General features: G+C 55.5%; 19 protein-coding genes. 8 read left to right on the top strand and 11 right to left on the bottom strand.

Going from position 1 to position 20,461, the window contains the following annotated elements; all coding sequences use genetic code 11:
* The first annotated feature begins 265 nt into the window (after window positions 1-265).
* From FD744_RS09340 to FD744_RS09320, 5 genes are all read left to right on the top strand, one after another.
* Window positions 266-1,162: an IclR family transcriptional regulator gene (locus FD744_RS09340; RefSeq protein ID WP_058962277.1), complete on the top strand. Its 897-nt coding sequence runs from the start codon at window positions 266-268 to the stop codon at window positions 1,160-1,162.
* A gap of 46 nt (window positions 1,163-1,208) precedes the next feature.
* Window positions 1,209-2,207 (top strand): dihydroxyacetone kinase subunit DhaK, encoded by a 999-nt coding sequence (locus tag FD744_RS09335; RefSeq protein ID WP_160868070.1) that lies wholly within the window; start codon window positions 1,209-1,211, stop codon window positions 2,205-2,207.
* Window positions 2,204-2,800 (top strand): dihydroxyacetone kinase subunit L, encoded by a 597-nt coding sequence (locus FD744_RS09330; RefSeq protein ID WP_160868069.1) that lies wholly within the window; start codon window positions 2,204-2,206, stop codon window positions 2,798-2,800. The genes FD744_RS09335 and FD744_RS09330 overlap by 4 nt, the downstream gene beginning before the upstream one ends.
* The gene (locus FD744_RS09325; RefSeq protein ID WP_160868068.1) at window positions 2,797-4,326 is read left to right on the top strand and encodes an aldehyde dehydrogenase (NADP(+)); all 1,530 of its coding nucleotides are present in this window, start codon (window positions 2,797-2,799) and stop codon (window positions 4,324-4,326) included. The genes FD744_RS09330 and FD744_RS09325 overlap by 4 nt, the downstream gene beginning before the upstream one ends.
* A gap of 72 nt (window positions 4,327-4,398) precedes the next feature.
* Complete coding sequence (locus tag FD744_RS09320) at window positions 4,399-5,316, top strand: ketopantoate reductase family protein (RefSeq protein WP_160868067.1); 918 nt, start codon at window positions 4,399-4,401, stop codon at window positions 5,314-5,316.
* A 95-nt stretch (window positions 5,317-5,411) separates the two neighbouring features.
* Here the strand turns inward: FD744_RS09320 and FD744_RS09315 are convergent, their stop codons facing one another.
* Entirely contained in the window at window positions 5,412-6,179 is a 768-nt protein-coding gene (locus FD744_RS09315) for a YdcF family protein (protein ID WP_160868066.1), read from the bottom strand.
* Between the two features lie 99 nt (window positions 6,180-6,278).
* On the opposite strand from FD744_RS09315, the gene FD744_RS09310 reads away from it, so the two are divergent.
* Window positions 6,279-7,346 (top strand): LacI family DNA-binding transcriptional regulator, encoded by a 1,068-nt coding sequence (locus FD744_RS09310; protein WP_160868065.1) that lies wholly within the window; start codon window positions 6,279-6,281, stop codon window positions 7,344-7,346.
* Between the two features lie 97 nt (window positions 7,347-7,443).
* On the opposite strand, the gene tmaR is transcribed toward FD744_RS09310, so the two are convergent.
* The 4 genes from tmaR to dacD all read right to left on the bottom strand — a co-directional run bounded on the left by tmaR (window position 7,444) and on the right by dacD (window position 10,863).
* Complete coding sequence (gene tmaR, locus FD744_RS09305; protein WP_034824689.1) at window positions 7,444-7,764, bottom strand: PTS system regulator TmaR; 321 nt, start codon at window positions 7,762-7,764, stop codon at window positions 7,444-7,446.
* A gap of 161 nt (window positions 7,765-7,925) precedes the next feature.
* A complete protein-coding gene (locus FD744_RS09300) occupies window positions 7,926-8,984 on the bottom strand; it encodes an FUSC family protein (protein WP_034824691.1) in 1,059 nt (352 codons plus the stop codon).
* A gap of 159 nt (window positions 8,985-9,143) precedes the next feature.
* Window positions 9,144-9,608, bottom strand: a complete 465-nt coding sequence (locus FD744_RS09295) for a GyrI-like domain-containing protein (protein ID WP_160868064.1) — start codon at window positions 9,606-9,608, stop codon at window positions 9,144-9,146.
* Window positions 9,609-9,696: 88 nt separating this feature from the next.
* Window positions 9,697-10,863 carry a serine-type D-Ala-D-Ala carboxypeptidase DacD gene (gene dacD, locus FD744_RS09290; protein WP_200680210.1) on the bottom strand — a complete coding sequence of 389 codons (1,167 nt, stop codon included), beginning with the start codon at window positions 10,861-10,863 and terminating at the stop codon, window positions 9,697-9,699.
* A 200-nt stretch (window positions 10,864-11,063) separates the two neighbouring features.
* Here dacD and sbcB point away from each other — a divergent pair, with 200 nt between their 5' ends.
* Complete coding sequence (gene sbcB, locus FD744_RS09285) at window positions 11,064-12,485, top strand: exodeoxyribonuclease I (protein WP_160868063.1); 1,422 nt, start codon at window positions 11,064-11,066, stop codon at window positions 12,483-12,485.
* Between the two features lie 155 nt (window positions 12,486-12,640).
* Here the strand turns inward: sbcB and FD744_RS09280 are convergent, their stop codons facing one another.
* From FD744_RS09280 to ltnD, 5 genes are all read right to left on the bottom strand, one after another.
* A complete protein-coding gene (locus FD744_RS09280) occupies window positions 12,641-13,993 on the bottom strand; it encodes a GntP family transporter (protein ID WP_160868062.1) in 1,353 nt (450 codons plus the stop codon).
* Between the two features lie 115 nt (window positions 13,994-14,108).
* Window positions 14,109-14,888, bottom strand: a complete 780-nt coding sequence (locus FD744_RS09275) for an HPr family phosphocarrier protein (RefSeq protein ID WP_160868061.1) — start codon at window positions 14,886-14,888, stop codon at window positions 14,109-14,111.
* Window positions 14,888-15,514: an aldolase gene (locus FD744_RS09270; RefSeq protein WP_034824702.1), complete on the bottom strand. Its 627-nt coding sequence runs from the start codon at window positions 15,512-15,514 to the stop codon at window positions 14,888-14,890. The genes FD744_RS09275 and FD744_RS09270 overlap by 1 nt, the downstream gene beginning before the upstream one ends.
* Window positions 15,511-16,770 (bottom strand): 3-oxo-tetronate kinase, encoded by a 1,260-nt coding sequence (gene otnK / locus FD744_RS09265; RefSeq protein WP_160868060.1) that lies wholly within the window; start codon window positions 16,768-16,770, stop codon window positions 15,511-15,513. Before otnK ends, FD744_RS09270 begins: the two co-directional genes overlap by 4 nt.
* Before the next feature lie 2 nt (window positions 16,771-16,772).
* A complete protein-coding gene (gene ltnD, locus FD744_RS09260) occupies window positions 16,773-17,681 on the bottom strand; it encodes an L-threonate dehydrogenase (protein WP_160868059.1) in 909 nt (302 codons plus the stop codon).
* A 259-nt stretch (window positions 17,682-17,940) separates the two neighbouring features.
* On the opposite strand from ltnD, the gene ygbI reads away from it, so the two are divergent.
* A complete protein-coding gene (gene ygbI / locus FD744_RS09255) occupies window positions 17,941-18,702 on the top strand; it encodes a DNA-binding transcriptional repressor YgbI (protein ID WP_160868058.1) in 762 nt (253 codons plus the stop codon).
* 93 nt (window positions 18,703-18,795) lie between these two features.
* Here the strand turns inward: ygbI and FD744_RS09250 are convergent, their stop codons facing one another.
* Complete coding sequence (locus FD744_RS09250; RefSeq protein WP_058962044.1) at window positions 18,796-20,151, bottom strand: APC family permease; 1,356 nt, start codon at window positions 20,149-20,151, stop codon at window positions 18,796-18,798.
* Between the last annotated feature and the right edge of the window lie 310 nt (window positions 20,152-20,461).

The following is a 20,461-nucleotide window of genomic DNA, read 5'->3' as shown; positions in this document are numbered from 1 at the left end:
AAAATATCATTAAGACACTGAAAATATGACACTAAATTACGCTAGTGGTTTCAGCGCAAAGCAGACGTCATCGTCGAACACCGTCAGATAGCCACTTTACAATCAGGATTAAGTCGAACATATTGACAACCATATCCCACAATATGAGATACAAATCGAAATACAGGGAAGTTGGGGGTGGCAGGCTCGTTAAAAGGCGCTATTCTGGCGCAAGTGTCTCAGTATAAGAGCCATGAGGGCAAAATACTGTGAACTGAGCGGGTGCGTGAAGCACGCTTCTCTGTTGCTGATCTTTGAGGTGGGTATGAGTACAAACAGCGGAACCGAGGCGGAAAAACTGAATCAGGCATCGATTAAAAGCCTGACCAAGGTACTGCAAATTCTCGAATGTTTTTCGCAGCGTGATGCCAATTTAACGCCAGCGGAAATTGCGGCGCGTACCGGATTGCCGCGCGCGACAACGCACCGGCTGGTCTCGTCGCTGCGGGATATTGGTCTGCTGGAGCAGAACGGCAAACGCGAAACTTACAAGCTGGGTATGAAGCTGTTTCAGTTGGGGAATTTAGTGATTCAGAACCTGGATCTCGACAGCCATGCGCGCCCCTATGCCGCACAACTGCAACTGATCACCGGCGAAAGCACGCACATGTGCATTTTCGATGGTGCACAAATGGCGTTTGTTGAACGTCAGGAGATGACCAGTACCGGCAATACCACTATCACACGTATTGAAGCGGCACTGGTGCACTGCACCAGCGTGGGCAAAGCGTTTCTCGCCTGGCAGTCTCCACGGCTGATTCGCAAAATCATCGCCGATTCGCTGCCACAACGCACGGCTTACACCATCACGGATGGCGAGGCGCTGGAAGCCGAACTGGCGCGCATTCGTGAACGAGGTTATGCGCTGGATTTGCAGGAGAACGAACTGAACGTGCACTGCATTGGCGCCCCAGTGCGGGCGGCGAACGGTCAGGTTTTTGCCGCCATTAGCGTCTCCGGTGCGGCTGAACGTCTGCCCCTGGCACGCCTTGAAGGACTTTCAGGCCTGGTGATGGAGATGGCCAACAAAATATCGCTGGAGTTGGGATGGACACCTTCCCGCCCGGCTGCCGCAGGTTCGATCACAACCCGCCGCGGCGACCTTCCCGCGCTACCCGAGTAGCGCAGCACATTGCGCGGGGGCGTTGCCTGGTAACAGGAGAAGCAGAGTGAAGAAGATTTGCAACGACCCCCAACGCTACGTCGACGAGATGCTGGACGGCCTGTGTGCCGCCCATCCTCACCACTACCAACGCCTGGGTGACAGCGGCCGCGTGTTGGCACTGCATCATGCTCAGGAACCTAAAGTCGCGATCGTGACCGGTGGTGGCTCCGGCCATCTCCCCCTATTTCATGGTTACGTGGGTCACGGACTGGTGGATGCCTGCGCCATCGGTAACGTATTTGCCGGGCCGCGTGTAGCAGACTGTTTAACGGCGATGCAGGCCAGCCATCAGGGCGCCGGCGTGCTGCAGCTGTATGGCAATTATGGCGGTGACCGCATGAACTTTGAAATGGCCGCGGAAATGGCGGAACTCGAAGGCATGGCTGTCACTCAGGTACGTATGACCGACGATGTGGCCAGTGCTCCGCAAGCAGAAGCCCATAAACGGCGGGGAGTGGCCGGACTGGTCTATGCCTATAAATTGGCCGGTGCGAAAGCAGCAACTGGAGCAGATTTATCGACGGTGACCGCCACGGCACAACGCGCTGTCAACGCGGTGCGTTCGATTGGTGTTGCGCTGTCACCGTGTATCGTGCCGGAATCGGGCACGCCAGCCTTTAGTCTGGCGGAAAACGAAATCGCTTTGGGTATGGGCATCCACGGCGAACCCGGCATCTGGCAAGGCGAACTGCGCACCGCCGATGTATTGTGCGACGAGATGATTGATCGACTGCTGGAGGAACTCCCTGCCGGCCGTGGTGAGCGACTCAGCGTAATGGTCAACAGTCTGGGCGCCACGCCACTGGAAGAACTCTACATTCTCTATCGCCGGGTGGCACAGCGCATGGCGGATCGGCAGGTCACGTTGGTGCAACCTTTGATTGGCCGCTACGCCACTTCAATGGAAATGAGCGGCTTCTCACTTAGCCTGTGCGCGCTCGATAGCGAGCTGGAAGCCCTGTTGTGCGCCCCCGCCTCAAGCCCTTTCTGGAGCCAGCCATGATGCCATTAGCTACCACCTTGCGCCACGTTTGTACTCGCGTCCCCGAATACAGTGCCGAGTTAAATGCGCTGGATGGTCAACTGGGAGATGGCGATCTCGGTGCCACACTGGAAAAGTGTGCACAACTGACCGACAGCGCACTGCAGGCTGTAGCAGCGAATGCAGCCTTGAGCGACGTTTTCCGCGTTGCCGCCATGGCCTGTATGCAAGCTTCGGGCTCCAGCTTCGGTACCTTACTCGCGCAAGCGCTGATCACCGCCAGCAAATTCAGTCAGGATAAAAGTGAACTGACGCGTGTCGAGACTGCCGCACTGATGCATCAGGTGATCGCCACCTTAGCCCAACGCGGCGGCGCTGCGTTGGGCGATAAAACGGTCCTGGATGGCTTGCACGCACTGGCTATCACCCTGGAACAACCCGCTCAAACAGGCGACTTGCAGCGCACTCTGCAGCAGGCACTCGATCATTTCCGCCCTTTACCTAACCGCATGGGGCGCGCCCGGATGTTTGCCGGGAAATCGCAGGGGCTCGACGATCCCGGCATGGTGGCGCTGTTGCGCCTGGTGGAATCATTAACGGAGGAGGCAGCATGACACTCACGGGAGAACTCGTTATTGCGACACAACGCCAGCGCGGCGCAGCTCAGGCCTTTCAGGCCATCGATCCACAACGAGATTGCGCGCTGGAACCGAATTTTTTTGAAGCCGATGCATCGCAAATCGATGCCGCCTGTCAAAGCGCGGCAAAGGCGTTGATTGCTTATGCCCAGGCTGGCCTCGACGTGCGTGCGCGATTCCTGCGCCAGATTGGCGAAAACATTCTGGCGCTCGGAGATGAACTGATTGAACGTGCGATGCAGGAAACGGCCCTGCCACGTGCGCGGATTGAAGGTGAGCGTGGGCGTACCATCGGTCAGCTCAATCTGTTCGCCGATGTGGTCGACCAGGGTGCATTTCAGGGAGCCCTTATTGAGCCTGCGCTACCGGATCGTCAACCGTTGCCGCGTCCCGATCTGCGTCAACGCCTGGTGCCATTAGGTCCGGTGGCCGTTTTTGGTGCCAGTAATTTTCCACTGGCCTTCTCAGTAGCAGGCGGCGATACCGCTTCCGCACTGGCGGCGGGTTGCCCGGTGGTGGTGAAAGCACACCCAGCGCATCCCGGTACCAGTGAGCTTGTGGCCCGCGCTATCACGCAAGCCGTCATACAATGCGAACTGCCGGTAGGGGTATTTTCACTGCTACACGGCACGTCGACGCAGAGTGGCTGCGCGTTGGTGCAGCACCCCGCCATCTGCGCCGTAGGATTTACCGGCTCTCGCAGCGGCGGCCTGGCGTTATTGCAGTTGGCGCAGCAACGTCCGCGCCCTATCCCGCTCTACGCAGAGATGAGCAGCATCAATCCGATGCTGTTGCTGCCCGGCGCGCTGCAACAGCGATCAGTGAAATTAGCACAAGGATTTGTTGATTCATTGACGCTCGGCTGCGGCCAATTCTGCACCAACCCCGGCGTGGTACTTGCTTGTGATGGCGAAGATTTTGATCGCTTTGTGCAGTTCGCCTGTGACGCCCTACACCAGAAGCCCAGCACTACGATGTTAACGCCCGCCATTGCCGTGGCCTGTGAGCAACATGCTAGCGCGCTAGCTGCTTTAGAGGGAGTTGAGCGATTAGCCGTTGGACAAGAGAAAAACGGACCTAATCAGGGACAGCCACAGCTGTTAATGACCCACGCGAGAGATTTCATCAATGAACCCCGCATGCAGAATGAAGTATTCGGCCCTGTTTCGTTGCTGGTGCGATGTGCTAATCAGCATGAACTTGAGGCCGCGCTGCAGGTAATTCAGGGACAGCTTACCATCACCCTGCAATTAGCACCGCAGGATCAGCCGCTGGCCGCCACATTGTTGCCGATGCTTGAACAACGTGCCGGACGCATTCTCGCCAATGGTTTCCCAACCGGCGTAGATGTGGGCTATGCCATGGTTCATGGCGGCCCCTTCCCGGCCACCAGTGATAGTCGCACCACTTCAGTGGGGGCAACCGCGATACAGCGGTTCCTGCGCCCGGTCTGTTATCAGGATCTACCCAGCGCCTTGCTGCCGCAATCTGTGCAAAATTAAACATTTGATAGCTGGAAACCCTTGCCGCTGCGATTTATGGTAAGGGTCTCACTCTCAACGGGAAATCTAACCATGCGCATTCTGGTTGTCGGCGCCGGTGCCACCGGCGGATATTTCGGTGCACGTCTGGCGCAAGCAGGACGTGATGTGACTTTTTTGGTGCGCGAGCGCCGTTTTCAGCAACTGCAACAAAACGGTCTGGTACTAAAAACACCGGGCGGCACAGAAGTGATTCACCCGCAGCTGGCGCAAACCGGCAAGCTGACAGGCCAGTTTGATCTGATCATTCTGACGGTGAAAAGCTTCGGGCTCGATCAGGCAATCGAGGATATCGCACCCGCCGTCGGGCCAGAAACACTGATCATGCCGATCCTCAACGGCATGCGGCATATCGATACGCTGCGCGCACGCTTTGGCGACAAGGTGATTGGCGGCTTGTGCAAAATCAACGCCACGCTGGGTGAACAAGGTGAAGTGGTGCAGATGACGCCACTGCATATCCTCTACTACGGTGCACTCGATGAGCACAATGATGCACGTCTGCAACGTGTCGATGAGACGCTGAACATCGCGCAGTTCGATACGGTCTTTGCTGACAACATCATCAGCGAACTGTGGGAGAAGTGGTTGCTGCTGAGCACATTAGGGGCGGTGTGCTGCATCGCGCGAGGTAATACCCAACAGGTGTTGCGATCCCAAGGTGGTGAAGCCTTGTTGCAGGGGATTTTTACTGAGGTGCTTTCCGTGCTTGGTGCTGACGGCTATCAGGAACGGCCAGCGGTAACGGCAAAGATTTATGAGACGCTAAATAATCCGCAGGTGGCGATGACCTCCTCGATGTATCGCGACTTAACCCAGGGTTATGAGATTGAGGCGGACCAGGTGATTGGCGATCTGCTGGTGCGAGGCGCACGCAGTGGCGTGGTGACGCCGTTGTTGAATGCGGTGTATGTGAATTTGCAGGTGTATTTGCAGAATCGCAGCGCATAGTTGCGCCACGTAAACCGTTGCGGTTTTCGAGCCAGGTGCGCATAAAGCGCACCCTTGGGCGGTTTGTAAGGTAACTGTTGCTGGTGAGCTGATGTTCAAAGACGCGACTGCACGCCTTTCAGTTGCATCAAGCGCTGCCATCCTGCTTCTACCTCGTCCGGGATATCCACATGCCCGAGGAAACCTTTGCCGCGTGGACCGTAGCCGTTTTCATCATCGCGCAGGCGCTGAATCTCGCCCATCAACAGCGAAAGAAAACGCTCCATTGACCACAATCCTTGCGGTGGCGCACCGATAATGCGCAGCATACCCGCATCCATCATCACCTGCGGAACAAACACCGGCCAGCTAATAAATTCAGGCGCATCGGTGCAGTCGCGCCACTGGTAGCGAAAGGTTTCCCAGGTACGTCGCTGCATCAGTGGGTCCTGCACCAGCAATACATGCTGCGGCTGCCACTTCTGCTCATCCAGCAGTTTTTGGCTGAAAGCGGCATTCTCACCACAGTTGCGTGAGGCGGTTTCCAGCAACAGCTGCTCGTCCGGCAGTGCGGCAAACACCCGCGCCATATCGCCCAGCAACTCTGCTTCGCTTTTACCTTGGGTTGAAATCTGACGATAAAGGGGATGATTAGCGATCATCTCCGCCAGTAACACCGTGGAATGACCGATACCGCCACTGATCATCAGAGGCAGCTGATACTTCTTCGCCAGGGCAATCACACCTTCAACGTTGGGCAGTACCGCGTGACCGGCAAGTATTGCCAAATCAACCTCGAGCGTGCCATCTGTCGGCATATGGTCAAGCGCCAGCCAGGCCGCAAGCGTATTGATATCCTGAATCTGTTGGCTATTGAGCTGCATCGCGTTCTCCTCGCATTAACACTGGCAGTTTAGCGGCTTAACTCCGCGACAGCAGAGAAAAATTTGCTACACTCGCCGCTATCACATTCAGGAGAGTTTATGACTGGGCGTTCCGTTACCCTCGATGATGTCGCTGCACTGGCGGGGGTTTCCTATCAGACCGTTTCCCGTGTGCTCAACCATTCCGTGCAGGTTTCGCCACGCACGCGCGCCAAAGTCGAAGCCGCGATGCAGCAGCTGAACTATGTGCCCAACCGCGTGGCACAGCAGTTGGCAGGAAAAGCCACGCGCACGCTGGGGCTGGCCACCAGCGATCTGGCATTGATGGCCCCGGCACAGATTGCCTCGGCGATTCATGAACGTGCCGCCGCACAGGGTTACCATCTGGTGATCGCCATGGCGAATGCGGCCGGAAATGCCCAGGACACGGTGAATGAACTGCTGGCGCAGCGTGTTGATGCACTCCTCATCAACCTGCCGCTCGATGCTGAACAGGCGGCGCAGGTGCAGCAGCAGTGCGGCAGCAAGCCTGTGCTGTTTCTCGATGTTGAACAACATGCTGCTGTCAGCCAGTGCCAGTATCAGAGTGAATCGGGTGCGCAGCAGGCAGTGGAGCATCTCGTCGCGCTGGGCCACCAGCAGATTGGCGTGCTGAATGGGCCTGAAAGTTCGGCTTCGGCGCGGGCGCGCTTCACTGCATGGCAACGGGCGTTATCGTCACACCAGTTGCAGCCGATATGCGTACTGCATGGCGACTGGAGTGCGGCATCCGGGTATCAGGCGCTATTGCAGTTGCTGCCGGACCGCCTGCCACAGGCCCTGCTGGTGGCGAACGATCAGATGGCGCTTGGGGCGATGCGTGCACTGCACCAACACGGCGTGAAAATTCCTGGAGAGATGTCGATTATTGGTTATGACGACACTGCCGAGAGCGCGTGGTATCAGCCGCCGCTCACCACCGTGCGTCAGGATTTGCAGCAGTTGGGTGCGGTATCTGTGGACCGCTTGTTGGCGGAACTGGCCGGAGAAGCTGTACAGCCCCTGCCGCTGGTAACCGAGCTGATATTGCGCGAAACGACAGCTGCGCCGATGCAAGGGGATGTGGATATAGCGGAGATCGCCGGTCAGTTGCAGGCATTAGCGCGACAATTAAAACCCAAAGCCTGACCAGGTTAAAGCAGCACAGGCTATTGCGCACGCCACGGCAGGCAGTGCGGAAGCCGTTACGCGGCAAAAAATTTGGGACCTTACGGTCCCAATATTTTTACTGCGGCTTTGGTTCACCCATCGCTTTCAACTTCTTCGACAGCTCGCGACGCTCTTTAGACAAGTCAGCATTTTTGATGATGTACTCATCGACGCGGTCTTCATAGTCCACACGCATGGATGCAATGATTTCCTGAATCGCCTCAACGCTCATGCCTGGTTTGATGTACTCGCTCAGGTTGTCCAGCAGCAACACACGTTTCTGGTTATCACGGACTTTCTTCTCGTTATCCACGATTTCGCGCTGCAGTTTGTTTTTACGACGAAACATACGTACAAACTCCAGAACGTCCTGAAATGATTGCTTGGCATTTTCCATGTTGGCACCTTTCTTTGAGCCTGCCGCGGCAGGCGGAATAGTCATGAGCTACAGCTTAGCGGCTTGCTAGCTGGATTCGCAATTTTCACAGCTAATTTCGGACTGGCACTTATCTTAGCGCAAAGAAAGGGTGATTCACATTAAGTCATTGCCTGAGAAAACTATTTGCGCAGTGCCAGACGGACCAGATCCGTAATACGCTCCAGTTGACGCGCCTGTTCCAGACTCAGCCACACGTAGCCGTAGATCGCCGTGGTCTCTAAGCGCCCGCTGCGATTGGCAATCAACTGCTCCAGCTCCTGAGTGATCTCTTCCAGCTCATGGCTGTTGGCGATCACGCCTTCCGTCTCCCCTTTCACCATCAATGTGGCCAGCGCGTTCAACGTGTCTTCGGTCATTTTCTGACTGCGGCGCAGCGTCGGGGCATTGAGCAGCAACAGGTGGCTCTCACGCGATGACCACCATGCATCAATTTGCATCTGCATCGTGTTAACCATATTACGGTTGATGGTCTGAATCGCTTCAAACACTGATTTCGGAATACGCGTCTCTTTGCTGGCCGGTTCCAGAAGTGCACGCATCTTAATGACGCTGGTCAGCTGTTTCTGGAAGGGTTTGTTGAGTCGGGGTTTTTCCAGCAGGTTAGCGGAAAAGCCGGTGTGATGCAGTTTCGCCATCGCCAGAAATGAATCGGACAGCTGAATGCGCCAGTGCGTGTAGGCGCGCTGAGCGAGAATCGCACTGAACAGCAGCGCCATAATCGAACCCAGGATCACATCGCCACCACGCCACAGCGCCACAGTGAAGTCACCGGCCGGCGCACCCACCACGACGCCGAGCGTGATACCAATCAACAGCGCCATATAAGGATGTTTACCCAGCGTCAGATAGCCGCAAATAATCATCACCACGAAGCACCATGACAACATCATCGGCAGCGAGATCAGTTCCAGCTTCAGAGCAATCAAACCCGATGCCAGTCCGGCAAAGGTGCCGCTGATGCGTTGGATCACACGCGGAAACACATTGCCCCAGGTCGAGATCGGCCCCATCACCACCACCAGGGTGATCAGCGGCCAGGTGCCTTCCGGAATATCCGTCAAACGCACAAACAGAAAACAGAGCACAAAGGCGATAGCGATGCGCACGCCGTGCACAGCGCGATAGTGGCGGTAGAACCAGAACTCAATGGCAGAGATGGGTTTGTCGGCGCGTAACATGGTGGTCCGGGAACGATAAAAATTTGCGCGCTATGTTACCCTGGCGCGACACGAACATTGAGTGCTGCGCAGCACTATTTCCGCTCTTTTTTTGCGATTCAACAAGTGCGCTACATCTTATTTTCGCTTATGAAACATAGAAGTAACGCACTGATGATATTAGTCGGCTGCACGTACCGGAATGTACATATCCACCAGCCAGTCGCCGCTGTCAGAACCGTCGGAAAGGTAGTGTTCGAAGCAGGGACGATTATCCACCTGCCAGTCGGTTTTCGTCTTGAGATGATCAAACAGGCTGTGCCAGGCGGTGAAGAAATCGTTGTTCATCACTTCCATGCGCGCATGAAAATATTGCCCACCGGGCAGCAGGCCTTGCTCGATGTCGTCACCATAGGAGGGCACAGCATCGGTGGGCGCAGTGATCACCGTTTCAACGCGCAGCTCTTCCGGCGGGAGAACTTCAGGATTGCCGTAATAGATGGCCAGCCATTCGCCTTCGACACCATGCTGATCGACCCAGCTTTTTAGCTGGTTAAATCCGCGCGGCACCGTTTCCTGCCACGGACCCTGCAAATGGTAGCCCAGCCAGCTTTGAGGATTGCGTTCAACGATAGATGCTTTCATACCTTTGCCTCCGTTCAGCAGCAGAAAGCCTCACTGTTTCACTCCCATGCTGTTGAGCCATGGGAGCGACTCAGCTATCCGCTGCGGATTACAGTTTCTGTTTTACGTAGTCACTGATACGCGTGATGATGCCGGCTTTATCCACACCTTGTAGGGCATACAGCGGATAGCTCGCCAACTGCTTATCTTTATCCATCACCTGGATTTCACCCACCTGCTCACCGGCTTTCAGCGGTGCTTCCAGGTCTTTACGCTCAATCACATATTTCGCCATGACGTTTGAAACTTCGGTGCGCGGCAGAGACAGATAAATATCCTGAGTGGTGCCGACATCCACTTTGTGCGGATTGCCGTACCAGACGTTTTCGGTGCCGATTTTCTTACCGGCATGGAACAGTTGCACGGTATCGAAGTTGTTCTGCCCCCACACCAGCAGTTTACGCGCCTGCTCTTCACGCCCTTTCGAGCTCTTACCGCCCATGATCACCGCAATCAGGCGATGACGACCAACAATGTTTGACGCGATGATGTTGAAACCTGCCGTTTCAGTATGGCCTGTTTTCATGCCATCAACGTGAAGGTTTTGATCCCATAACAAACCGTTACGGTTATTTTGCGTAATCCCGTTCCAGCTCAGGGTTTTCTCCGCGTACATGGCGTAGAAATCCTGCTCACCATTGATGATGGCACGCGACAGCACCGCTAAATCACGCGCGGTGGTGTGCTGGCCGGGTGCATCCAGGCCGTGCACGGTTTCAAAATGGGTATGCGTCAGACCGAGCTTCTGTACGTAGTTGTTCATCATATTGACGAAGCTGTCCTGGCTGCCCGCCACATAATCCGCCAGCGCCACACAGGCATCGTTGCCGGAGTCGATGATCACGCCACGCATCAGATCGCGTACCGTCACTTTGTCGCCGGGCTTGAGGAACATCAGTGAGGAGCCTTTGAACACCGGATTACCTGCAGCCCAGGCATCCTTACCCACGGTGACCACATCATCACGGGTGATTTTTTTTTGATCAACCGCGCGATCCACCACGTAGCCGGTCATCAGCTTGGTGAGGCTGGCCGGGTTACGCTCTTCATCGGGATTGCCGGCGGTGAGGATCTGGCCCGTGGTGGCGTCCATTAACACCCACGAAGCCGCATCAATCGGCGGAGGCGTCATTGGGAATGGCATGCTGTCGTCAGCGTGCGCCAGTGATGCCCAAACAATCATTCCAGATACAGTTACCAGCAGACGCCTTTTCAACACTTCTTCCTCAAATCAAAAAATGAATTTACCGCCGCACGTTTTACGGCAATTAGCGCCTGGATAGTTGAATAAATTGAAAAAAAGTATGAACTGCGGACAAATGCTGTGCGCCTGCCCACAGCAGCGGTAAACAAGGTTGTGCTGCCTGCTGCACACGACTATTCTGTGCGTTGATTTTCTATTGCCAGGATACTGCCGTGCCCGCCTCTGAGTTCACCTTTTTGTTCCACGATTACGAAACCTTCGGTAAGAGTCCCTCACTGGACCGTCCGGCGCAGTTTGCCGGGCTGCGCACCGATAAAGATTTCAACGCCGTAGGTGAACCGCAGGTGTTTTACTGCCAGCCCGCTGATGACTATCTGCCGCAGCCGGAAGCGGTGATGATCACCGGCATCACGCCACAGGTGGCTAAAGCGCGCGGCGTAACAGAGACGGCATTTGCTGAACGCATTCATGGGCTGTTTACCGAGCCACAAACCTGTGTGATCGGTTACAACAATGTGCGCTTCGATGATGAAGTGACGCGCAATATCTTCTATCGCAACTTCTTCGATCCTTACGGCTGGAGCTGGCAGAACGGCAACTCACGTTGGGATCTGCTGGATGTGATGCGCGCCTGTTATGCCCTGCGCCCGGAAGGCATTATCTGGCCGGAAAATGATGACGGCTTCCCCAGCTTCAAGCTGGAACATCTCACCAAAGCCAACGGCGTGGCGCACGAACAGGCGCACGATGCGATGTCGGATGTGTATGCCACGCTGGCGATGGCGAAACTGGTGAAAGAGAAGCAGCCGAAGCTGTTTGAGTTTCTGTTTACCCATCGCAACAAGCAGAAACTGATGAACCTGATTGATATTCCGCAGATGAAGCCGCTGGTGCACGTCTCCGGCATGTTCGGCGCGGCGCGCGGCAACACCAGCTGGGTAGTGCCTGTCGCATGGCATCCGGATAATCGTAATGCGCTGATTGTGGTGGATCTGGCGGGCGATATGCAGCCACTGCTGGAGCTGAATGCGGATGAACTGCGCGAGCGGCTGTACACCAAACAGAGTGAACTGGGCGACCGCGCGGCGGTACCGATTAAGCTGGTGCATATTAATAAATGCCCGGTGTTAGCCCCAGCGAATACCTTACGTCCCGAAGATGCTGCACGCCTGAATATAGATCGAAAACGCTGTCTGGCGAACCTGGCACTGCTGCGTCAGCATGCCGAAGTGCGTGAGAAAGCGGTGACGCTGTTTGCGGAAGCCGAGCCGTTCAAGCCATCGGATGATGTCGATGCGCAACTGTATGACGGCTTCTTCAGCGATGCCGATCGCGCAGCGATGAACATCGTGCGCCAAACGCCGCCGCAAAATCTACCGGCGCTGGATTTGACCTTCGACGACAAACGCATTGCGAAACTGCTGTTCCGCTATCGTGCGCGTAACTTCCCCGGCACGCTGGATGATCAAGAGCAGCAGCGCTGGTTGCAGCATCGCCGTGAAGCGCTGAATGCTGACCGCGTGCAGGCGTTCCTGTTAGAGCTGGAGTCGTTAGCGAGTTTGCATGAGGATAACGCGGAGAAGATGGCGCAGCTGAAAGCGCTGTATTTGTATGCGCAGGAGTTGGTTTCGTAGTGTGGTTCTCTGCGGCCTGATGACCTCATCAACGTTTTCTCCCACAGGAATAAAGAGTTGATCGAGAGATGTTTAAGATGGTTGCCATTCTGTTGTCGTCGCTGGATTGGCTCCCTCTCCCATTTGTGGGAGAGGGATTAGAAGGAAAAACTGCCTTAAAGCATGGCCCAAATCACCCACGTGAACAGGAAGCCAAACAGTCCCATCACAGTGGTCAAAACTGTCCAGGTTTTCAAACCATCAGCTACCGACAAACCTAAATAGCGCGTTACCACCCAGAAGCCGGAATCATTCACGTGCGACAGGCCTAGTGCACCAAAGCAGGCTGAAAGCGCCACCAGAACCAATTGAATATCAGCCAATCCGGTTACGGCACTGGTCAGCAAACCACAAGTGGTGACGATGGCTACTGTCGCCGATCCCTGCGAGGCGCGTAACGCCAATGACAGAATGTATGCCGCAGGAATCAGCGGCAAGTGGATGGCCGACAGTGACCCTGCCAGTGCCTTACCCACGCCCGACTCAACCAATACTTTGCCAAATGCACCGCCCGCCCCCGAAACCAGAATCACACCAGCAGCATTGGCGATAGCCGTATTTGAGAGTGCTTCAACCTTGTCTTTGCCCCAACCACGACGAAATCCTAATTGCCATACTGCCAGCGCCAGGGTGATGAGCAATGCAATTGCCGGTGCGCCCAGCAACGTGAGAATGCCATGTGCCGTCGATCCCGGAGTGAGATGTGGTGGCACCAAGGTTCCAATCATGATGAGGAAAATAGGCAAGACGATTAAACCGGCAACCAAGCCTGCTGAAGGCGGGTTCTTGACGGTTTTCTGCTCATCTTTATTCGTGGTGAGCTGAACCTGCTCTAGCACATTTACTGATAAGTGATAGTTTTTGCGGTTCAACATTTTTGCGACAACGTAGCCAATGATGCCGACCGGGATGGAAACCCCAATGCCCAGCATCATTAACCAACCAATATCAGCATTCAGCAAACTGGCCGCCGCAGCAGGACCGGGATGCGTTGGCACAGCGACGTGCACCATCAACATCATGCCAGCCATTGAGAGGCCGAACTTAAGCGGTGAAAGACGCAATACCTTAGCGAATCCGTAAATCAACGGCACCACGATTATAAAGCCCACATCAAAGAACACCGGCAGCCCCAACACAAACGCCACAATGGTCAGTGCTGCCACCATGCGTTGCGGTCCAAGCAACTCCGTGAAACGCTTAGCCAATACATCGGCTCCGCCAGACGCTTCAATCACCGCACCCAGAATAGCCCCCAGCACGATGAGTGCGGCAATTCCGCCCAGCAAACTGCCCATCCCACCCAGAATCACCTTCATGATGTTCTCAGCGGGTATTCCAGTGGTTAACGCTACAAATAAACTGGCGACAATCAATGCGACAAAAGGATGCACTTTTGCCTTAATAACTAACAGCAATAGCAATACAACGCTAATCACCGCAATAGAGAGTAACAGAGTGGTAGTCATGCAATACCTCAGAGATAATTATTATATTATTCAGAACATTAAAAGTTATGGTGTTGGCGCAACGTACAATAAACTGCAGCAACTGCGCTATGCGCAGTCGTTGTAGACAGATTAATCATTGTTTCCAGGGCGCGAACCAGCCGAGGCCCGCTTCGGTGCGGCCGCGCGGGAAATACTCGCAGCCGACCCAGCCGTCATAGCCGACTTCATCCAGCAGGCTGAACAGGTACGGATAGTTGATTTCGCCTTCGTCTGGTTCGTGACGATGCGGCGCAGAAGCGATCTGAATATGGCGATAACGCCCGGCGTACTCGCGAATCAGATGGCTGAGATTGCCGTCCACCAGCTGCGCATGGAACAGATCCAATTGCGTGAACACGTTCGGACGATCGATACGTTCCATCATCGCCAAGGTTTGATACTGGCTGGAGTAGAGGTAGTTCGGCTTCGTCATCGGGTTCAGCGCTTCCAGCAGCAGGAGAATACCGTGCGGGGCAAAACGCTCAGCGGCGTAATGCATATTGCGCACAAAGGTCTCTTCGTAAGCGGCACGATTGGCACCGTTGGGCACTGTCGCCGCCATCACATGCACCTGCGGGCAGTTGAGCGCCAGTGCATATTCCAGCGCACGATCAATATCGGCACGCGCTTCTTCTTCACGGCCAGGAATGGCGGATACGCCCCACTCCCCGGCCTGCACGTTTCCGGCTGCGGTGTTGAATAGCACCAACTCCAGATGATGTTTCTCCAGCTCGGCTTTGATCACCTCGGCCGGATAGTCATACGGGAACAGAAACTCAACGGCACGGAAACCGGCGTTCGCCGCTGCGGCAAAGCGTTCAATAAACGGCACTTCGCCGAACTGCGTGGATAAATTGGCTGCAAACTTAGGCATCAGTAATTCCTCAATTCCGCCACTTCGCCATCAGTCAGATAACGAATAGAGCGGTCGCCGAGCGTGAACATCAGACGCGCGGTCTCTTCCAGTTCTTCAGTGTTATTCGCGGCTTCACGCAGCGATTTACCCACCACTACCGGGCCGTGATTGGCCAGCAGGAAAGCGTTGTAACGTGGCGCGAGCTGCGCAAGATCTTCAGCCAGGCGGTCATCACCCGGTTTGTAATAAGGTACGACTGGCACATCGCCCACGCGCATCACCACATAGGGCGTGAACGGACGAATGCAGTTTTCGCTGTCGAGATCGTTGAGGCACGAAAGCGCGGTCAGATAGTGACTGTGCAGATGCACCACCGCTTTACAGGCGGGATTGTTTAGATAGAGCGCGCGGTGAAACGCCACTTCCTTAGAAGGCTTGTCACCCGAAATCCACTCGCCCTGCATCGTCACTTTTGACAGGCGGTCGGCCTGCAGTTCGCCGAGGCAAGAGCCGGTAGGTGTCGCCAGCAGATTGCCATCTTCCAGCAACAGTGAAAGATTGCCGGCTGAACCGGTGGCGTAACCGCGCTGGAAAAAGGAGGCGCCCAGTTGCACCATCTCTTCGCGTGCTTGTTGTTCGGTCATGCTGAAAACTCCGTTTGTGCGCGGGCAAAGAATTGTTCGTCGCCAAAGTTGCCTGACTTCAGGGCCAGCGACAGCGGTTGCTGGATGTCACGCACCCACGGCACGCCAGGGGAGATCATCGGGCCGATGTGGAAGGCCGTTACGCCCAGGCTTTGTGCCACCACGCCAGAGGTTTCGCCCCCGGCGACGATAAAGCGCTGCCAGCCGCGTGATTTCAGCTCACGGGTGACGGCGGCAAACAAGTGCTCAACCGCTTCGCTGCTGCGTGCTGCGCCATATTGCTGCTGGATTGCCTGCAGTTGCTGAGCATCGGCAGTGGCAAAGAGCAAAGGTGCCAGAGGCTGCTGGTGATTCGCGGCAATCCAATCGCACAGTTCCTGCGCGTAGCCTTCAGCATCGTCGAGGCAGCGCTCCACCAGCACTTCATGTGATGGCGCCTGCTGGCGATAGGCCTGAACCTGACGATTGGTCATCTGCGAACAAGAGCCCGAGATCACCACCGCACGTTCGCCCTGTGGACGTCCGGCCTGCTCGGCATCGCTGTTTTGCTGCTGAGTGGCCCAGGCGCGCGCAATACCGATTGCCAGGCCGGAACCGCCGGTCACCAGCACGGTTTCTTTCAGCGCTTCGCCCTGGGTTAGCAGATGCTGCTCGTTGAGCGCATCCAGCACCACGTAGTTGATGCCCTGCGCTTTCAGCTCGCCCAGCTGTTCACGCACCGCTTCCGCGCCTTTGTCCAACTGAGCAGCATTGATCACCGCCGCCTGCCCTTTCGCCTGGCGCGTCATCAAACGCCCCAGATTGCTGTCGGTCATTGGTGTCACCGGATGATGACGCATGCCCGATTCAGACAACAGCTGATCGGCAACAAACAGATAGCCCTGATACACGGTACGACCGTTTACCGGCAGCGAGGGTGAAATCACCGTCTGCGTTTCTCCCAGTGCGGCCAGCAGTGCATCGGTCACTGGACCGATGTTGCCGTGTTCGGTGCTGTCGAAGGTTGAGCAATATTTGAAATAGAAACGGTCACAGCCCTGCTGTTGCAGCCAGGCCAGCGCAGCCAGAGACTGATCGATTGCCTGCTGTGCCGGGCAAGAACGTGACTTCAGGCTGATGACAATCGCCTGCGCGCTCACATCGTCATGACCTTGCGGCACACCGTTAAACTGAATAGTGGGCAGACCGTTTTGCACCAGGAAGCTGGCAATGTCCGTTGCACCGGTAAAGTCGTCTGCAATCACGCCTAAACGCATGGTTACTTCTCCTTTGACTCGGGCAGCGTGATGCCGCTGAAAATCTTGATGACTGCGCTGTCATCTTCACGACCGTGACCGGCATTGCTGGCTTCGGTGAACATGTTGAGTGCGGTAGACGCCAGCGGCAGTGGGAAATGCAATGATTTCGCGGTATCGGCCACCAGGCTGAGATCTTTCACAAAGATATCGACGGCGGATTTCGGTGAGTAGTCGCCGTCCACCACATGACGCATGCGGTTCTCAAACATCCACGAGTTACCCGCGGCGTTGGTGACCACGTCGTACATGGTGTCGAGTGGAATGCCTGCGCGCGCAGCCAGCGCCATCGCTTCAGCACCCACCGCAATGTGTACGCCCGCCAACAGCTGGTGAATAATTTTAACGGTTGAACCCAGGCCGATTTCGCTGCCCACGCGATACACTTTGGCGGCAACCGCATCCAGAACTGGCTTCAGTAGCGCAAAGGCTTCATCGCTGCCAGACGCCATCACGGTCATCTCGCCGACCGCGGCTTTAGCTGCACCGCCCGATACTGGCGCATCCAGCATCAGCAGTTGATGTTGTGCCAGTTGCTGTTCAATCGCCTGTGCATCCTGTGAAGAAATGGTTGAAGAGACCATTACCACGGTGCCCGGCTTGAGTTGTGCCGCCAGACCGGTTTCACCAAACAGAATTGCTTTGACCTGCGCGGCGTTGACTACCAGCAGCAGCACCGCATCCAACTCTTGCGCGAAACTGGCAGCGGAAGTTTGCGCATCACGCGCACCGGCCTGACGCAGGGTTTCCAGCGCCTGCGGATTTAAATCAACGCCCCAGGTGTTCAATCCAGCGCGAATACAGGACTGCGCTGCGCCCATGCCCATGGAACCCAAACCAATGACGCCAATGTTATTCACGGTTGCTGACACAGCACACCTCCGTTGTTAATTTAAGTGATATTTTGTTCAATGCTGTTAATTCTGCCGCAGTTGCTGGTGGAGAAACGTGCGGTAAATCACAAAAATTAACTTACACGCACAGCGCATAACATCGATTCACACCTCTGAATCCCTACGGGAGCCCCAGTTCTGGAGGGGTATTTGCTAACATTTGCCTGGGATAAATTGTGCTGCAGGCTGTGAATTGATGCCTTACAATGTGAAAAATTGGTAATTCAGGGAGAGCGATGTGATTCCGGTAGAACGTCATCAACAAATTTTAGCGCTGGTTGCCGAACGCGGCGTGGTGAGCATTGCCGAGCTGACCGAGCGTTTGGGCGTTTCGCACATGACTATTCGTCGCGATGTGCAGAAGCTGGAAGAGCAAGGTGCCGTGCTGTCGGTATCGGGCGGCGTGCGCTCGGCCGATCGTCTGGCGGCCGAGCCATCACATCTGGCGAAAACCAGCATGTACAGCAGTGAAAAGATGGCGATTGGTCAGTTTGCTGCGCGCCACATCCCCCGCAACAGCTGCATTTATATCGATGCAGGCACCACCACGCTGGCGCTGGCTCGCGAACTGGTCGAGCGCGACGATTTGCTGGTGGTGACCAATGATTTCGTGATCGCCCGTTTATTGATGGAGAGCAGCGGCTGCAAGCTGATTCACACTGGCGGCACCGTTTGCCGTGAAAATCGCTCCAGCGTCGGCGAAGCGGCGGCGAGAAGTCTGCGCATGCTGGCGATTGATATCGCGTTTATTTCTGCCTCCTGCTGGGGGCCACGCGGCTTGTTTACACCCGATGAAGATAAGGTGCCGGTCAAGCTGGCGGCCAGCGATGTCAGCAGTAAGCGCGTGCTGTTGAGCGACAGCTCGAAATACAACAAGATTGCCACCCATCTGGCATTACCGCTGGAGCGCTTCGATACCCTCGTAACCGATACAGAATTAAGTAAAGCGGGACGTGAAACGCTTAGTGCGGGGAGTTGGGAGTTGGTGCTGGCGGGTTGAGTTTGCTGGTCTAAAAGCAAAAGGTCGCCAACAAGGCGACCTTTTGCATACGACACGAAGTCTTTATCCGCTGCGCATAATGCGCAACGAAAATTACACTTCTTCGCTGAACTGCGGAACCGGATTGCGGAAGGTGCGAGTAACAAACGCCAGGTAAATAATACCGACCGCTGCCCACACCAGGCCGAGCACCATCGAGGTCTCTTCCAGGTTGATCCACAATGCACCCACTGTCAAAGCACCCATCACTGGCAGTACCAGATAGTTGAGGTGATCTTTCAGCGTCTTGTTACGCTTTTCACGGATCCAGAACTGCGCAATCACGGACAGGTTGACGAAGGTGAATGCCACCAGCGCACCGAAGTTGATCAGCGCAGTGGCGGTCACCAGGTCGAAGTTAATCGCCAGCAGTGCCACAGCACCCACCAACAGCACGTTCAGCGACGGCGTGCGGTATTTCGGATGCACGAAGCCAAAGAAACGCTGCGGGAACACGCCATCACGGCCCATCACATACATCAGACGGGAAACGCCCGCGTGTGCCGCCATACCGGAAGCCAGTACGGTAACCACAGAGAAAATCAGGATGCCGATCTGCAAGGCTTTACCTGCCACGAACAGCATGATTTCAGGCTGTGAAGAGTCCGGATTCTGGAAACGCGAGATGTCCGGGAAGTACAGCTGCAGGAAGTAAGACACACCGATAAAGATCACACCACCAATCAGCGCGGTCAGGAAAATCGCGCGCGGGATAGTACGTTCTGCATCTTTGGTCTCTTCTGACAGCGAACTGATGCCATCAAAGCCGAGGAACGAGAAGCAAAGTATGGTTGCACCGGTAATCATCGGCACCACATGGGCATTCTCAGACCAGAAAGGCTTGCTGCTGGTCAATGTTCCTGCGCCAACACCGTGCGCCACACCGTAAACCACCATACCAGTAATCACCACCATCACCACAACCTGCAGCACGACGATCACGCTGTTGAAGTTGGCAACGGTTTTGATACCACGGAGGTTAGAGATGGTCATAAAGGCCACCAGCAACACCACGAAAATCCACGACGGAATGCCCGGCACCAGCGTCTCAAAGTAGCTTTTCGCCAGCAGGATGTTGATCATCGGCATGAACAAATAGTCCAGCAGTGATGACCAGCCCACCATAAAGCCGACGTGCGGACTGATAGCCTTCTGAGCATAGGTGTAAGCGGAGCCCGCAGATGGGAAGCGGCGTACCAGCTTGCCGTAGCTCACGGCAGTAAACAGTATCGCGATCAGCGCGAAAGCATAAGCGGTGGCGACGTGGCCGTCGGTCAATCCAGAGACGATACCGAAAGTATCAAACAGGGTCATTGGCTGCATATACGCCAGGCCCATCATGACAACCGGGATCAAGGTCAGGGATTTTTTCAGGTGTGCACGCTGTGGTGCGGCGGTGTTAAGCGACATTGTTCAGGCCCCCAACAGAGGTGATCTGCGGGATACTGCGCAAAGTGCTGCAGTGAGAAGTGATATTAGTGTTTGCGATTGTCGCCGCGCCGTAATCATCACGAAAGCGAGAACCAGCTTGCGCTGGTGCAATTGTAAACAGCCCCATCTTTGTTTTCCTCAAATCTCACGCCCAAGCGTGTTGTCAGTATCTATCTATCCGGATGCGTGTCCGGCCTCGGTAATGTGTGTGTGTACTGCAATCTGCAAAAAAATAACCGACGTGATAAGCGTCGGTTATGTTTCGAATTTTGCAGGGGACGTATTCTGC

Origin of the sequence: Pantoea sp. Taur (assembly GCF_009830025.1) — a bacterium.
Taxonomy (GTDB): Bacteria; Pseudomonadota; Gammaproteobacteria; order Enterobacterales; family Enterobacteriaceae; genus Pantoea; species Pantoea communis.
The sequence above is the reverse complement of the archived record's forward strand: the minus strand, read 5'-3'. Positions and strand labels throughout refer to the sequence as shown.

What these genes read in the sequence shown, in the direction of transcription:
- FD744_RS09270 (WP_034824702.1), bottom strand. Translation starts at nt 15,514, where the DNA reads ATGACCGAACAACAAGCACGCGAAGAGATGGTGCAACTGGGCGCCTCC.
- FD744_RS09330 (WP_160868069.1), top strand. Translation starts at nt 2,204, where the DNA reads ATGATGCCATTAGCTACCACCTTGCGCCACGTTTGTACTCGCGTCCCC.
- FD744_RS09310 (WP_160868065.1), top strand. Translation starts at nt 6,279, where the DNA reads ATGACTGGGCGTTCCGTTACCCTCGATGATGTCGCTGCACTGGCGGGG.
- FD744_RS09280 (WP_160868062.1), bottom strand. Translation starts at nt 13,993, where the DNA reads ATGACTACCACTCTGTTACTCTCTATTGCGGTGATTAGCGTTGTATTG.
- FD744_RS09320 (WP_160868067.1), top strand. Translation starts at nt 4,399, where the DNA reads ATGCGCATTCTGGTTGTCGGCGCCGGTGCCACCGGCGGATATTTCGGT.
- FD744_RS09300 (WP_034824691.1), bottom strand. Translation starts at nt 8,984, where the DNA reads ATGTTACGCGCCGACAAACCCATCTCTGCCATTGAGTTCTGGTTCTAC.
- FD744_RS09325 (WP_160868068.1), top strand. Translation starts at nt 2,797, where the DNA reads ATGACACTCACGGGAGAACTCGTTATTGCGACACAACGCCAGCGCGGC.
- otnK (WP_160868060.1), bottom strand. Translation starts at nt 16,770, where the DNA reads ATGCGTTTAGGCGTGATTGCAGACGACTTTACCGGTGCAACGGACATT.
- FD744_RS09315 (WP_160868066.1), bottom strand. Translation starts at nt 6,179, where the DNA reads ATGCAGCTCAATAGCCAACAGATTCAGGATATCAATACGCTTGCGGCC.
- tmaR (WP_034824689.1), bottom strand. Translation starts at nt 7,764, where the DNA reads ATGGAAAATGCCAAGCAATCATTTCAGGACGTTCTGGAGTTTGTACGT.
- FD744_RS09275 (WP_160868061.1), bottom strand. Translation starts at nt 14,888, where the DNA reads ATGCCTAAGTTTGCAGCCAATTTATCCACGCAGTTCGGCGAAGTGCCG.
- FD744_RS09250 (WP_058962044.1), bottom strand. Translation starts at nt 20,151, where the DNA reads ATGTCGCTTAACACCGCCGCACCACAGCGTGCACACCTGAAAAAATCC.
- FD744_RS09295 (WP_160868064.1), bottom strand. Translation starts at nt 9,608, where the DNA reads ATGAAAGCATCTATCGTTGAACGCAATCCTCAAAGCTGGCTGGGCTAC.